Raw genomic sequence first — 13826 nt, 5'->3', positions numbered from 1 at the left:
GAAGTAAAACATGATCGAGTTAAAATAGTATTTGTAAATTGCATAAACATTTTATACAAATACTTATAACGAATTGATTATGTGCTAATCTCTAACAAAATAATAATAGAATTGTGATGACGGACTATGCTTTCTAAACTATGGAAGCGTCAAGCACCTCAAATGGTTGGGATCGATATTGGGTCTCATGAAATAAAAGCCATTTTGTTGAGCAAGACTGCTGATGGATACAAAATTCAAAATCATGCCTCAGTTCCTGTTAAGAAGGGAGCTGTAGTCGATCATGATATTCGAGATTCTGAAGCGGTGCTGGAATCGCTGCGACAGGTTAAGCGTATTTTACCGAAATCGGTAAAGTTTGCTGCTGTTGCGGTTTCTGGATCTGCGGTGATGACCAAAGTCATATACATGGATGCGGCATTAAATGAAGAAGAAATGGAGGCTCAGATTGAAATCGAAGCTGACAACCTCATTCCTTATTCGCTTGATGAGGTGAGTATTGATTTTGAGAGACTGAGTCCTAATGTTACCGACCCAACAAAGGTCGACGTGCTACTCAGCGCATGCCGCAGTGAAAACATCGACTCGCGAGTTGACGCATTAGATGCCGTTGAACTTGATGTAAAAGTAGTCGACGTGGAAGCTTATGCATTAGGTCGCTCAGCTGAATTGATATATGGTCAATTACCCGATGGCGCCAAGCAAAAATCAATTGCAATGGTAGACATTGGCGCCAATATGACGACGTTTTCTGTGGTCGAAAAAGGTGAAACAACGTTTATTAGAGAACAGGCCTTTGGCGGCGAATTATTTACTCAATCTATTTTGTCGTTTTATGGTATGCCACATGATGAAGCCGAGCGCGCTAAAGTCACAGGGCAACTTCCTCGAAATTATATGTTCGAAGTTTTATCACCTTTTCAAACCCAATTATTACAGCAAATAAAACGTACCCTTCAAATTTATTGTACTGCCAGCGGTCGTGAAAAAGTCGACTATATCGTGTTATGCGGTGGTACCGCTAAATTAGAAGGAATGGCAGAGCTACTGACGAATGAATTAGGTGCGATGACCATTGTCGCCGATCCTTTCCAGGGCTGTTTACATGCGGACGATGTGATGAAAAGCCAACTTCAGCCTACTATGAGTAAATATATGGTGGCATGTGGTCTTGCGCTAAGGAGTTACGCTCAATGGCGAACATAAACTTATTACCTTGGCGTGAAGAAGCCAGAGAAAAACAAAAACGCGATTATATTGGTATTTTAGCGTTAGTTTTCTTGGTGACATCATTATTGGTGTATTTATTTTTAAGCTTTTTAGAATTGGTGACTGATGATCAGCGCCAACGTAATGCATATCTCCAATCTGAAATCACTTTACTCGATACGCAAATAGCTGAAATTAGAAAAATCACTGAGCGTAAAAAAGACATTGAACGCCGCACAGAAATTATTCTCAATTTACAACAGTCGCGTAATTTACCCACTCATGTTTTAGATGAGTTAGTGCGTATTGTTCCGCCAGGGGTTTACCTTTCTAGCATTGAAAAGAAAGGCAGTATTTTGTGGATAGAAGGGCGAAGCGAGTCTAATAATAACGTAGCTAATATGATGAGAAAGGTGAAAACCTCATCTTATTTAAACGATCCTAATATGCAATCTATCGTGACACAAAATGAAGATTTAAGGCAGCTACAAAACTTTAAATTAAGAGTGACCATTCGCGATGATTCACAATCAACTGCTGTCGATACCAGCCAAGGAGCGAGAAAATGAATCTCGACCTAGATCAGTTTAATGATATCGATTTTGAAAATATTGGTAGTTGGCCTAAATTAGTCAAAGTGGTGTTTGCTGCTTTTCTCTCTATTTGTGTTATTGGTGCAAGTTATTATTTATTTATTGCCGATTCAATTGATATTATGGAAGCTGAACAAGCTAAAGAAATTCAATTGCGTGAAGATTTTGAAACTAAATATCGCCTGGCTGCAAACTTAAAATTGTATCGTGAGCAACTGGTGGTGATGGAAGCTCAGTTTGCAGAGTTATTAAAAATGCTGCCATCTGAAAACGAAATGCCAGGGTTATTAGACGACTTAACCTTTGTTGCTACTGATTCAGGGTTACGCATTAATAGTCTTGATTGGGATGCTGAAATCGAACGAGATTTTTATATTGAATTCCCGATTAAAATGGCTGTTGAAGGTGATTATCACGAAATAGGCCATATGGTCAGTGGTGTTGCTAAATTACCTCGTATTGTAAGCTTGCATGATTTTGTTATTAAGCGAAATGAAACAGGCGGTTTATCCATGGATATTCTGGCTAAAACATACCGCTTTAAAGAAGGCGCAGAATTACCGCCAGCAAATCAGGGGGCAAAATAATGAAATTATTACCTCTTTTTGCACTTATGTTGCTTTTATTAACGGGTTGTATTGGCGATCGTAGCGATTTAGAGCTATTTGTTACTACTACAAAGGCGCAACATGTCGCACGTATTCCGCCTTTAAAAGAAACACCAAAATTTGAGCATTTTGAATATCAAGCAGAATTAATGCGTAGTCCTTTTGTGCCTCCTTCAAGGGAATTAACAGAAGAAGTCATCGATACGTCTAAAGATTGTTTGCAACCTGACTTAAAGCGTCGAAAAGGGCGATTAGAAACTTACGCACTAGACAATTTAAGAATGCGCGGAACATTGAGTGAAGACGGTACAATATGGGCGTTAGTTGAATCAACGGATGCCAATGTTTATCGTTTAGGTGTCGGTGAATATTTAGGGCTTTACCATGGCCGAATTGCAAAAGTAACTCCGCAATTTATCGAAATTATTGAATTAATCCCTGATGGTTCAGGTTGCTGGGCAGAAAGATCCAGTAACTTAGAACTTTCAGGAAAATAACGTGCGAAGGATGAGGGAATAATGGAATCTTCTGCCGCGATGAAAAAAGCAATAACAAACTCATCATTTTGTAGAGCGCTTATTGGTGCAGTTTTATTCGTTGGTTTTATGCCAAACGCATTAGCTGCAAATCGTCTTATGGACGTCAAATACCATTCTATGGTTGATCACCAATTAGAATTAGAACTTGTTTTTGAGTCGGAAGTAACATCGCCGACGGTGGATCTTTCTGCAGATCCTGCAGAAATTATGCTTAATTTTGCAGACACAATATCTAATTTAAATAAGGGTGTTATCCCTGTAGATAGTGTCGGAGTCGAAAAGCTAACTGCACAGCAACAAGGTGGCGATTTACAAATTGTTGTTGCATTAAACAATGTGAAACCCTATCAAGGAAAGATTGTTGGTAATAGCTATCGATTGACTATTAACGATGATGTTGCGGGCCCAGAACAAGCAAACAACCCTTTTGTTAATGGAATTAAAAGTATTGATTTTCGCCGTAATAAAACCGGTGGTGGGGAGATACTGTTTAATTTAAATAACCATTCCGTTGCAGCTAATGTAGAGCAAGTCGGCTCAAAACTTGAAATTAAGTTATACAATACTGATATTAGCAACGATTTATTGTATGTCATGGATGTACAAGATTTTGCGACACCTGTTAGCAGCTTTGAAACGTTTAAAGATGATTTAACTGCACGCATTATGGTTGATATCAATGGCAACTATGATTACAACTATCGTCAAGATGGTGATGTATTTAAAGTTAGTATAGATAAACTTGAGCGTGTATCTGTCGCCAAAGAAGCTAAAAAATATAATGGTCGTTCATTATCGTTAAACTTCCAAAATATTTCAGTGCGTACAGTGCTGCAAATTATTGCTGACTATAACAACTTCAACCTAGTCACAAGTGACACGGTTGAGGGCGAGATAACGTTACGTTTAGATGATGTACCTTGGGATCAAGCTTTAGATTTGATTTTGCAAACCAAAGGTCTTGATAAGCGTATTGAAGGTAATATTTTAATGGTTGCGCCAAGTGAAGAACTGGCAATCCGTGAAAGTAACGATCTTAAAAACCAGCAAGAAGTTAAAGAGCTCGCACCACTGTTTTCTGAGTATTTACAGATAAATTATGCAAAAGCTGTCGATATTTCTGAATTACTTAAAACACCAGACTCAACATTACTGTCAAGTCGAGGCAGTGTTGCGGTAGATGAGCGTACTAATACATTATTAGTTAAAGATACTGCTGAAATTTTAGAAAACATACATCGCTTAATTGAAGTGCTTGATATCCCTATTAAGCAAGTGTTAATCGAAGCCCGTATGGTGACAGTAAAAGATGATGTTAGCGAAGATCTCGGTGTTCGTTGGGGTATTAGTGATCAACAAGGCTCAGACGGTACTTCTGGTACACTAGAGGGAGCCGCTGATATTGCAGGTGGCACAATCCCGAGTATCGATGACAGGTTAAATGTAAACTTACCTTCTGCGGCCACTTCAGCGTCAAGCATTGCTTTCCATGTTGCTAAGCTTGCTGACGGAACCGTGCTTGATTTTGAGCTGAGCGCATTAGAGCAAGAAAACAAAGGTGAAATTATTGCCAGCCCTCGTATTACAACGTCAAATCAAAAGGCCGCGTACATTGAGCAAGGTGTTGAGATCCCTTATGTAGAATCAGCATCGAGTGGTGCAACAACCGTCAGCTTTAAAAAGGCGGTATTGTCATTACGGGTAACGCCGCAAATTACACCAGATGACCGTGTTATCCTTGACCTTGAGATCACTCAAGACTCACAAGGTACAACAGTGGCAACTGCAACAGGTGATGCCGTGGCAATCGATACGCAACGTATTGGTACTCAAGTACTTGTTAATAATGGCGAAACAATTGTATTGGGCGGGATTTATCAGCAAAACCTAATCAGTAGTGTCAGTAAAGTGCCTATTTTAGGTGATATCCCCTTGGTTGGTTTTTTATTTAGAAATACATCCGATTCTAACGAGCGCCAGGAGTTACTGATATTTGTGACACCAAAAATTGTAACGGAAAAACTATAAGCTAAATCAACGCTGTTATTGCATGTTGAACAAAAAAGCCAGCTCACCGTAGCTGGCTTTTATATTGGTAATTGCCAGCTTTGCGAACAAGACTTTATCGCACAAGTTAATTTAATTAGTTTAAATAGCCGGGATGGCTTGCAAGTAATAGCCCATAACTGAGATAATCCTTCGTCAAGTCTCATTAGAGCAAGGTTAAATTATAGGTCGGCTTGAGTTTAAGTCGATAAGGCATTCTTCCATATAAGATTCAGACGTATACGAAATGGCTGAAAAACGTAATATTTTTCTGGTAGGCCCTATGGGCGCAGGTAAAAGCACAATTGGTCGCCATCTGGCTCAAATGCTGCATTTAGATTTCCACGATTCAGATCACGAGATTGAACAACGTACCGGTGCAGATATTGCCTGGGTGTTCGATGTTGAAGGTGAGGAGGGTTTCCGTCGTCGTGAAGCTCAAGTCATCGCTGATCTTTCAGAAAGGCAAGGTATCGTTCTCGCAACAGGTGGTGGTTCTGTTCAGAGTAAAGATATTCGCAATTATCTTTCTGCTCGAGGTATAGTTGTTTACTTAGAAACAACCATCGACAAGCAAGTCGCGCGTACTCAGCGTGATAAGCGTCGTCCGTTGTTACAAGTAGACGATCCACGTGAAGTGCTCGAAAACTTAGCTGAAATTCGTAATCCTTTGTATGAAGAAATTGCGGATGTTATTGTTAAGACTGACGAGCAAAGCGCGAAAATCGTCGCTAACCAAATTATCGAGCAACTAGGCTTTTAGGTAAAAATCATGCAACAGATTCAGGTTCAATTAGGTGATAGAAGTTACCCCATATACATTGGCCAGAATTTGATGAATGACAGCGAGATTTTTACTCGCTACTTAAAAAATAAAAAAGCCTTAATTGTTTCAAACGACACCATTGCTCCGTTGTACCTTAAACAGGTACAACAGGCGATGAGTGTTTGCACATCTATAGAAACTGTTATTTTGCCTGACGGTGAAAAATACAAAGATTTACAACACCTCGATCTAATTTTTAGTGGTCTACTCGAACATAATTTTGCACGAGATTCAGTATTAGTTGCACTTGGTGGTGGCGTAGTGGGTGACATGACTGGTTTTGCTGCAGCATGTTATCAACGCGGTATCGATTTTATCCAAGTTCCGACGACACTGCTCTCGCAAGTGGATTCATCTGTTGGTGGTAAAACTGCCGTCAACCATCCACTGGGTAAAAACATGATTGGCGCGTTTTACCAACCTAAATCTGTCATTATTGATACCTTGTGTTTAACGACATTGCCTGCAAAAGAGTTTGCTGCCGGCATGGCTGAGGTGATCAAGTATGGCATTATTTGGGATGGCGAATTTTTCCAATGGCTAGAGCAAAATGTACAAGCATTAAAATCGCTTGATACCGATGCCTTAACGTATGCCATTGCAAAATGTTGTCAGATTAAGGCTGATGTTGTCGCGCAGGATGAAACTGAACAGGGCGTAAGAGCGTTACTTAATCTTGGGCATACATTTGGTCATGCTATTGAGGCAGAAATGGGCTATGGCGTGTGGTTGCATGGCGAAGCTGTAGCAGCAGGAACCATTTTAGCTGCTCAAACCGCATGTAAGTTGTCGCTACTAGACTCTGCAAGTGTTGAGCGCATCAGCAAGTTAATGCAGGCTTTCGACCTACCTATTACTTCACCCGACGCGATGACTTTTGAGCATTTTATAAAGCACATGCGCCGAGATAAAAAAGTGTTAGGTGGTAAAATTCGTTTAATATTGCCAACGCAAATTGGTCGTGCTGATGTGTTTGGTGATGTGAGTGAAGACTTACTCAAACAGGTTATTAACCGCGCATAAATACAGTGTGGTGATATTTTGACTGCTTCAGGACTTTTGTTACTTCCTACCCAAGAAGCGCTGGTTCAGCGTTTACAACATATCGCCAGTTATAGTGAGCAATTATTGGTGCTCTGTGGCGAAAAAGGTGCCGGTAAATCGACCCTTGTTGCCGCATTGGCCAGCGAACTAGACGATTACAATTCTGCTTTAATTATCTGCCCTCAACATGCTGATTGTGCTGAGATACGCCGTAAAATTTTGGTGCAATTAATTTCAGCTCCAATTTTTGACGATGAACGACCTTTAATGGACACCCTTTTTAGGATCCAATCAAGCCTGGGTAAACCGCTACACATTATCATTGATGATGCCCACTTATTGCCAAAAGAGATTTGGGCAGAGTGCATTTTATTAAGCCAAATTCATTGTGCTGGTAAACCTGTTGCTGTGACAATGACGGTTGAACCTAATTTTTGGCGTGAGTTAATTGCAGATCTGGCAGATGAAACTCGGGCATTATTGCTGCAGGTGAGTATTGAATCACTCCCAATTGCAGAGCGTGACGGTTTGTATCAAAGCCTTTTATTACGTAGCCAAAAAACACCCTTTATTCCGCGTGAAATCATTCATAAGCAATTAGAAAAACAGTCAGGCACACCAAAAGAAGTTGTTGAATTACTCACGTTAGCCATAGAGTCGCCACAAGAAATAAGCACACAAAAGTCGATTCAGTTTAAACTCGTTTTTTTCTCTGTCGTGGTGATGTTAGTTGTGCTCAGTGGCTGGTTTATCAATCAACAACTATTGGTTGTTGAGCAGCCTAAAGCTTCAATTGAATTAACCGCAGAACAGGCTGAACGTCGTAAACAAGCGACGAATTATCTTGCTGATTATGGTAAGCAAACCTTAGCACCATATTTTTCGCAACGTCATTTAGCGCAAACTAAACTGGCAGCAAACAAGCAGGCTGAGTTACTGATACAACAGCAAATTGATGCAAAAAATGTGGTTGTTGAAAGCCACGTTGAAGACGCAGATATTGTGCCGCTCGATAATCATACTGATGTGGTAGTTAACTCATCAGTTGAAGGCTTGTCGTTTCAAGGCAAGCTAGCTAAAGCCCAGGCACATGCAGTTAGTCAACCTCAGCAGATCATTGATAGAGATAAAACACCCAATAAAATTAAAGGCTTTACTCTTCAATTAGCCAGTGTAAATGATAAAAAGTCGCTGTCGCCGATATTAACCAAACTGGTCGATGAACCACAGGTTTATATAATGAGTTACAAACAACGGTTTGTCATTCTGTTGGGCGACTTTGATACTCCAGCTGCGGCAGACGTGAAAGCAAAGCAGCTGCAAACTCAATATCGTTTAGCCGCACCCTGGGTAAGAAAATGGGCAGATTTAACAGAATATCAACGAGTTGAGTGACCATAAACGCATTGTTGGTTTGGGCTGATAATGTGCACAATCACTATAATTATTCGACTTTACACTATGTCGATACCACGAAACAGAGTACAATCATCAGCTTTAATTTGCTGGCATAGTTCCTATTCATGATAAAAAAGCATAGAGCCTTTCTAAAGTGGGCAGGCGGAAAATATTCGCTCATTGAGGAGCTATCCAAACACCTTCCGGCAGGTAATCGCTTAATTGAACCTTTTGTTGGTGCAGGATCTGTTTTTCTTAATACTGATTATGAGCACTATCTGTTGTGCGATATTAATCAAGATTTAATCAATCTGTATAATATTGTCAAACATCAGCCAGAAGTTTACATTCAAGCTGCTAGGGCAATGTTTGTCGATGATATGAATAATAAAGAAGCTTATTATAAGGTCCGCACCGAATTTAATGCTACCAGCGACCCCTTTATTCGATCTGTATATTTTTTGTATATGAATCGCCACGGCTTTAATGGTCTGTGCCGTTATAACAGTAAAGGCGGTTTTAATGTGCCTTTTGGTTCATACAAAAAGCCATACTTTCCGGAAGCAGAAATACGTTATTTTTCTGTAAAGGCAAAAAAAGCGACGTTTGAATGTATCAGTTATGAACAAGCTTTTGAGTTAGCAGATGTTGGTGATGTGATTTATTGCGATCCACCTTATGCTCCGCTATCTACGACTGCCAGCTTTACAACCTATGCAGGTCCTGGTTTTAGCCTAGACGACCAAGCTTTACTGGCGCGTCATTCAAGACATATTGCACACGAGCGCAATATTCCAGTGTTAATCAGCAACCATGATATCCCGCTGACTCGAGAGTTATACCGAGGTGCGACATTTTCAACCATTTCGGTGCAGCGCAATATCAGCCAAAAAGGCAGCTCACGCAATAAAGTCGACGAGATTATGGCTTTATACGATCATCATTATCGTTATGATGAATAGTGGAAGAAACGATGAGTTGCAGGGCTAACTCAACACCTGGTTAACGATTAAGACTAATGTTAAAACTAAGCCTACCGCTAATAAAATGCCCATGATAATAAAAGGCAATGGCGATTGAGATTGGAAATCTTTTTGGCGATTATGTTCTGTTTGCACCCCAAAAAAGGCTGCAACCGTACTGCTAAAAACCCGCCAAAATGACATTATGGTTATATCTGCTCGGAACTATTAGGCGTTGGCATATCCTGTAGCGGTTTATCTTTATGCCCATGTAAAAGTTCTAACAAATCGATAAAGTGAAATTGACTTGAACGGCTGTTACCCGTAACCCAATTACTCCAACTGATATTATTTGATTGTTCAGCGCAACGGTTCGCAGGATGACTGCTGGGTAGGCTGGCATTGTAACTGTTGTTATTATCGCATACACAAGCTTGAGTGTTAGATGCCGTATTCTCTGTAGCCATTAGCACTTGGCTAATCAGCAGCGCCAAAGTAGCCGTTGCAAATACAGCATATACCGGTGTTGGTAAAAATTTACCATCACGATTAGACATCTTGCTTAATAATTGCTTAACCATAAGGTTACCCTATCCGTGGTTTATGCGAGGAGCATGAATATCATTGGTAATAAACCAAAGTACCAATACAGGCCTAGCTGGTTATTGATTCTTCAGTGATTAATTTTGTGCTATATCGATTATTATTGAGGTTATTTACTCAATAAATTGTAACATCTTAATTATAGCAAAACAGCCTAGATATTGAACACTGCTTTATCAGTAAAACACAACAAATCCGACTTCTGGTCTAGTTTTTGACAAATATACGCTACTTCATGCGCTTTTTTAACGTTTCAACCTAGAGCCCTGTGGCTGCAAAGGGTAAAATGTCGTCACTTTGGTCTACCAATAGAGAAGATTATGCGCCCATTTTTAATAGCACCATCAATTTTGTCTGCCGATTTTGCCCGTTTAGGCGATGATGTAAAAGCCGTATTAGATGCCGGTACCGATGTGGTCCATTTTGATGTCATGGATAATCATTATGTGCCTAACCTAACGATTGGCCCAATGGTATGTACGGCGTTGCGTAATTATGGGATCACCGCAGATATTGATGTGCATTTAATGGTTAAACCCGTTGATCGAATCATTCCCGATTTTGCTAAAGCGGGTGCATCTATTATTACTTTTCACCCAGAAGCCTCAGAGCATATCGACCGTACATTACAACTCATTAAAGAATCAGGCTGTAAAGCCGGCTTAGTGTTTAACCCTGCAACACCATTACACTACCTAGATCATGTTATGGATAAGCTTGATGTCATTTTATTAATGTCGGTTAATCCAGGCTTTGGCGGTCAGTCATTTATCCCAAGTACACTTGATAAACTGCGTCAGGTACGTGCTCGTATTGATGCTAGCGGGTTTGATATTCGTTTAGAAGTCGATGGCGGCGTTAAAGTAGACAACATTGCTGAAATTGCAGCAGCTGGTGCTGATATGTTTGTCGCAGGTTCTGCCATTTTTAATCAGCCAGACTATAAAGTCGTTGTTGATCTAATGCGCGCCGAATTAGCCAAGGTGTAAGTTAAAAATGATATTACCAAAGAGTCAATGGCTTAATATTCAAGCCATTGCGTTTGATTTAGACGGCACATTAATTGACAGTGTGCCAGATTTAGCCGCAGCAACAAATGCCACGTTAGCAGAGTGCAGTTTGCCCAAAGTGTCAGAAGACTTAGTGAGGAGCTGGGTTGGAAATGGCGCTCAAATATTAATGCAACGAGCATTGAGCTATTCATATTCAACAGCGGAAGATAGCCCAGAGCTTCAAGCAAGGCTTGAGCAAACTATGCCGCGCTTTATGCACCACTACGCTGAGCATTTACAGCAACATAGCCGTTTATACACTGGCGTGTTAGAGGTACTTCAACAGCTAAAGCAAGCGGGTTATAAATTGGCGGTTGTGACTAATAAGCCTTATCGCTTTACTATTCCTTTGTTACAAGCATTTGGTTTAGATGGGCTGTTTACGCAGGTACTAGGTGGTGATTCACTGGCTAAAATGAAGCCTGATCCTCTGCCTTTGCAACATTTAATGGATCAATGGAACATTAATTCGTCACAGCTATTAATGGTGGGTGATTCAAAAAATGATATTTTAGCGGCTAAAGCGGCAAATGTAATGTCGATTGGCTTGACCTACGGCTATAACTACGGCGAAGATATCGGCTTAAGTGAACCTGATGCGGTATGCGAACACTTTTCCCAACTACGCCAATACTTACTTTCACAATAATTCGAATTTTATAAGATAATCTGGAGCAATAAAACACATGACTAAACCCATAGTTCTCAGCGGTGCACAGCCATCAGGCGAATTAACCATAGGTAATTATATGGGCGCACTACGTCAATGGGTTGCCATGCAAGATAGCCACGATTGCTTATATTGCGTCGTTGATTTGCACGCCATTACAGTACGTCAAGATCCTCAAAAATTGCGCGAAGCATGTTTAGACACCCTTGCATTGTACCTAGCATGCGGTGTTGATCCTAAAAAAAGCACAGTATTTATTCAGTCTCAAGTGCCGCAACACACCCAACTTGGCTGGGCATTAAACTGTTATACCCAAATGGGCGAGCTTAACCGCATGACTCAGTTTAAAGATAAGTCGCAAAAGCATGCTAATAACATCAATGTGGGCTTATTTGGTTACCCTGTGTTAATGGCTGCTGACATTTTGCTTTATCAAGCCAATGAAATTCCTGTGGGTCAGGACCAAAAGCAGCATTTAGAGCTAACACGTGATATAGCTACGCGATTTAACAATGCTTATGGCGACACATTTACTATTCCTGAGCCGTTTATTCCTGAACACGGTGCTAAGGTGATGTCGTTGCAAGACCCGCTTAAAAAGATGTCTAAGTCAGATGATAACCGTAACAATGTTATTGGGTTACTCGAAGATCCAAAGGCGATTTTAAAGAAAGTGAAAAAAGCCATGACAGACAGCGAAGAGCCACCAGTTGTGCGTTTTGATATTGAACAAAAGCCAGGTGTGTCTAATTTGCTTAGTTTAATGGCAGGTTGTACTGGGCAGTCTATCGCATCGTTAGAAGCGGAGTTTGAAGGTAAAATGTATGGCCATCTTAAAGTTGCTACAGGTGAAGCTGTTGTGGCCATGCTTGAGCCATTGCAAGCTCGTTTTAAAGAGTACCGCGCTGATGATGCATTCTTAAGACAAGTGATGGCAGAGGGCGCACAAAAGGCACAAGCTCGTGCAGAAGTGACCATTAAAAAGGTCTACGAGAAAATCGGCTTAATTGTATAACGTAAATCGATAACGACTTAAAGCCAGTGATGATTTACCCATAAAAAAGCCATCGTTCACCGATGGCTTTAATGTAATCATTGCTTAAAGTGTTAACTGGCGGGTTCAACGTATTCAAACACTTTAACCACTTTGCGCACACCAGCTGTATTACGCGCAATCTCGACGGCTAATTCAGCTTGCTTACGATCAATTAATCCCAATAAAAACACTTCACCATTTTCTGTGATGACTTTAATGCGAGTAATGTCGAGCGACTTTTCGTTTAACATGCGCCCTTTAACTTTGGTCGTTACCCAGGTGTCATTACTGCGCGTGGTAAATGAGGTTGGTGTGCCAATGCGAATTTGGTTATGTATTTTTCCGCCAATTTCTAGGTCTTGCACAACTTTAATCGCTTTATCGCGAAGCATTGAATTTGGCGCCTGGCCAATCAACAACACGTTGTTATTCATTACCACAGCGGCAATATTAGTTTGATTATTCAAGTCATCGTATTTAGATAAGGCACTAGCAATAGTGAAGTCAGCATTAGTATCACTAATTTGTGTGCTCATGCTGCGTTCATCATTAGCCATTTTGGCACCACTCACAGCGCCAACCATCACCGCTCCAGCACAACCTTGAAGTAGTATTACCAATACTGAGATGATGAATAATCTATTCATCATGCTTGCTCATCCTGTGGGAATAAAGTGCGGTCTATGTTGTCGCACAAGCAATGAATAACCAGTAAATGCACTTCTTGGATACGTGCTGTCACATTAGAAGGTACACGGATTTCAACATCACCAGCGCTCATTAAGCCAGCCATCGCGCCACCGTCTTTACCGGTTAATGCAACAATGGTCATGTCACGGCTTAACGCCGCTTCCATTGCTTTAATGATATTACCTGAGTTACCGCTGGTAGAAATTGCCAGTAAAATATCGCCAGGTTGGCCAAGGGCTAAAATCTGCTTAGAGAAAATTTCATCGTAGCTATAATCGTTAGCAATAGCGGTAATGGTTGACGTGTCACAACTTAAGGCAATTGCCGGTAATGGTGGACGTTCAATTTCGTAGCGGTTTAATAGCTCTGCAGAAAAATGCTGTGCGTCGCCTGCGCTACCACCATTACCACATGATAGAATTTTATTGCCGCCAAGAAGACATTGCACCATCATCTCTGCTGCTTTTTCAATTGACTCCGGTAGTGCTTCGGCAGCATCTATTTTGGTCTGAATTGACTCGGTGAAACTATCTTTAATACGTTCTAACAT

At 40.7% G+C, this 13826-nt stretch carries 16 protein-coding genes; 12 read left to right on the top strand and 4 right to left on the bottom strand.

Translation table 11 applies throughout. The features are described from left to right. Nucleotides 1–126 precede the first annotated feature (126 nt). The 9 genes from K8B83_RS00080 to K8B83_RS00040 all read left to right on the top strand — a co-directional run bounded on the left by K8B83_RS00080 (nt 127) and on the right by K8B83_RS00040 (nt 9225). Nucleotides 127–1206, top strand: a complete 1080-nt coding sequence (locus K8B83_RS00080; RefSeq protein WP_188735719.1) for a pilus assembly protein PilM — start codon at nt 127–129, stop codon at nt 1204–1206. Then, nucleotides 1194–1778 carry a PilN domain-containing protein gene (locus tag K8B83_RS00075; RefSeq protein ID WP_223418854.1) on the top strand — a complete coding sequence of 195 codons (585 nt, stop codon included), beginning with the start codon at nt 1194–1196 and terminating at the stop codon, nt 1776–1778. The genes K8B83_RS00080 and K8B83_RS00075 overlap by 13 nt, the downstream gene beginning before the upstream one ends. Then, entirely contained in the window at nt 1775–2389 is a 615-nt protein-coding gene (pilO, locus tag K8B83_RS00070) for a type IV pilus inner membrane component PilO (RefSeq protein WP_223418853.1), read from the top strand. The genes K8B83_RS00075 and pilO overlap by 4 nt, the downstream gene beginning before the upstream one ends. Then, nucleotides 2389–2907, top strand: coding sequence for a pilus assembly protein PilP (locus K8B83_RS00065; protein ID WP_188735713.1), 519 nt, complete (start codon nt 2389–2391; stop codon nt 2905–2907). The genes pilO and K8B83_RS00065 overlap by 1 nt, the downstream gene beginning before the upstream one ends. A 21-nt stretch (nt 2908–2928) precedes the next feature. Next, nucleotides 2929–4977 (top strand): type IV pilus secretin PilQ, encoded by a 2049-nt coding sequence (locus K8B83_RS00060; RefSeq protein ID WP_188735711.1) that lies wholly within the window; start codon nt 2929–2931, stop codon nt 4975–4977. Nucleotides 4978–5242: 265 nt separating this feature from the next. Next, nucleotides 5243–5758, top strand: a complete 516-nt coding sequence (gene aroK / locus K8B83_RS00055; RefSeq protein ID WP_188735709.1) for a shikimate kinase AroK — start codon at nt 5243–5245, stop codon at nt 5756–5758. Nucleotides 5759–5767: 9 nt separating this feature from the next. Continuing rightward, nucleotides 5768–6844 (top strand): 3-dehydroquinate synthase, encoded by a 1077-nt coding sequence (gene aroB, locus K8B83_RS00050; protein WP_188735707.1) that lies wholly within the window; start codon nt 5768–5770, stop codon nt 6842–6844. 18 nt (nt 6845–6862) lie between these two features. After that, nucleotides 6863–8260 carry an ATP-binding protein gene (locus K8B83_RS00045; RefSeq protein WP_188735705.1) on the top strand — a complete coding sequence of 466 codons (1398 nt, stop codon included), beginning with the start codon at nt 6863–6865 and terminating at the stop codon, nt 8258–8260. Nucleotides 8261–8388: 128 nt separating this feature from the next. Next, nucleotides 8389–9225, top strand: coding sequence for a Dam family site-specific DNA-(adenine-N6)-methyltransferase (locus tag K8B83_RS00040; protein WP_188735703.1), 837 nt, complete (start codon nt 8389–8391; stop codon nt 9223–9225). Between the two features lie 24 nt (nt 9226–9249). On the opposite strand, the gene K8B83_RS00035 is transcribed toward K8B83_RS00040, so the two are convergent. Both K8B83_RS00035 and K8B83_RS00030 read right to left on the bottom strand, forming a co-directional pair. Further along, nucleotides 9250–9429 carry a DUF2970 domain-containing protein gene (locus tag K8B83_RS00035; protein WP_188735701.1) on the bottom strand — a complete coding sequence of 60 codons (180 nt, stop codon included), beginning with the start codon at nt 9427–9429 and terminating at the stop codon, nt 9250–9252. A gap of 5 nt (nt 9430–9434) precedes the next feature. Then, nucleotides 9435–9806 (bottom strand): hypothetical protein, encoded by a 372-nt coding sequence (locus K8B83_RS00030; RefSeq protein ID WP_223418851.1) that lies wholly within the window; start codon nt 9804–9806, stop codon nt 9435–9437. Nucleotides 9807–10148: 342 nt separating this feature from the next. On the opposite strand from K8B83_RS00030, the gene rpe reads away from it, so the two are divergent. From rpe to trpS, 3 genes are read left to right on the top strand one after another with little or no spacing between them, the layout of a single operon-like run. Continuing rightward, the gene (gene rpe / locus K8B83_RS00025) at nt 10149–10817 is read left to right on the top strand and encodes a ribulose-phosphate 3-epimerase (RefSeq protein WP_188735699.1); all 669 of its coding nucleotides are present in this window, start codon (nt 10149–10151) and stop codon (nt 10815–10817) included. A gap of 7 nt (nt 10818–10824) precedes the next feature. Next, entirely contained in the window at nt 10825–11529 is a 705-nt protein-coding gene (locus tag K8B83_RS00020; protein ID WP_188735697.1) for a phosphoglycolate phosphatase, read from the top strand. Between the two features lie 37 nt (nt 11530–11566). Further along, nucleotides 11567–12565, top strand: a complete 999-nt coding sequence (trpS, locus tag K8B83_RS00015; RefSeq protein WP_188735695.1) for a tryptophan--tRNA ligase — start codon at nt 11567–11569, stop codon at nt 12563–12565. A 92-nt stretch (nt 12566–12657) separates the two neighbouring features. Here trpS and dolP read toward each other — a convergent pair whose 3' ends face one another. Together dolP and K8B83_RS00005 are read right to left on the bottom strand one after the other, a co-directional pair. After that, the gene (gene dolP / locus K8B83_RS00010) at nt 12658–13233 is read right to left on the bottom strand and encodes a division/outer membrane stress-associated lipid-binding lipoprotein (protein ID WP_188736068.1); all 576 of its coding nucleotides are present in this window, start codon (nt 13231–13233) and stop codon (nt 12658–12660) included. Next, nucleotides 13233–13826 (bottom strand): phosphoheptose isomerase, encoded by a 594-nt coding sequence (locus tag K8B83_RS00005; RefSeq protein WP_124017505.1) that lies wholly within the window; start codon nt 13824–13826, stop codon nt 13233–13235. The genes dolP and K8B83_RS00005 overlap by 1 nt, the downstream gene beginning before the upstream one ends.

This window comes from Shewanella inventionis, assembly GCF_019931735.1.
In the GTDB taxonomy this organism is placed as follows: Bacteria; Pseudomonadota; Gammaproteobacteria; order Enterobacterales; family Shewanellaceae; genus Shewanella; species Shewanella inventionis.
The sequence above is the reverse complement of the archived record's forward strand: the minus strand, read 5'-3'. Positions and strand labels throughout refer to the sequence as shown.

Bases quoted from the DNA above. Each gene is read 5' to 3' on its own strand.
- K8B83_RS00080 (WP_188735719.1), top strand. From the start codon at position 127: ATGCTTTCTAAACTATGGAAGCGTCAAGCACCTCAAATGGTTGGGATC.
- K8B83_RS00075 (WP_223418854.1), top strand. From the start codon at position 1,194: ATGGCGAACATAAACTTATTACCTTGGCGTGAAGAAGCCAGAGAAAAA.
- pilO (WP_223418853.1), top strand. From the start codon at position 1,775: ATGAATCTCGACCTAGATCAGTTTAATGATATCGATTTTGAAAATATT.
- K8B83_RS00065 (WP_188735713.1), top strand. From the start codon at position 2,389: ATGAAATTATTACCTCTTTTTGCACTTATGTTGCTTTTATTAACGGGT.
- K8B83_RS00060 (WP_188735711.1), top strand. From the start codon at position 2,929: ATGGAATCTTCTGCCGCGATGAAAAAAGCAATAACAAACTCATCATTT.
- aroK (WP_188735709.1), top strand. From the start codon at position 5,243: ATGGCTGAAAAACGTAATATTTTTCTGGTAGGCCCTATGGGCGCAGGT.
- aroB (WP_188735707.1), top strand. From the start codon at position 5,768: ATGCAACAGATTCAGGTTCAATTAGGTGATAGAAGTTACCCCATATAC.
- K8B83_RS00040 (WP_188735703.1), top strand. From the start codon at position 8,389: ATGATAAAAAAGCATAGAGCCTTTCTAAAGTGGGCAGGCGGAAAATAT.
- K8B83_RS00035 (WP_188735701.1), bottom strand. From the start codon at position 9,429: ATGTCATTTTGGCGGGTTTTTAGCAGTACGGTTGCAGCCTTTTTTGGG.
- K8B83_RS00030 (WP_223418851.1), bottom strand. From the start codon at position 9,806: ATGGTTAAGCAATTATTAAGCAAGATGTCTAATCGTGATGGTAAATTT.
- rpe (WP_188735699.1), top strand. From the start codon at position 10,149: ATGCGCCCATTTTTAATAGCACCATCAATTTTGTCTGCCGATTTTGCC.
- K8B83_RS00020 (WP_188735697.1), top strand. From the start codon at position 10,825: ATGATATTACCAAAGAGTCAATGGCTTAATATTCAAGCCATTGCGTTT.
- trpS (WP_188735695.1), top strand. From the start codon at position 11,567: ATGACTAAACCCATAGTTCTCAGCGGTGCACAGCCATCAGGCGAATTA.
- dolP (WP_188736068.1), bottom strand. From the start codon at position 13,233: ATGAATAGATTATTCATCATCTCAGTATTGGTAATACTACTTCAAGGT.
- K8B83_RS00005 (WP_124017505.1), bottom strand. From the start codon at position 13,826: ATGTTAGAACGTATTAAAGATAGTTTCACCGAGTCAATTCAGACCAAA.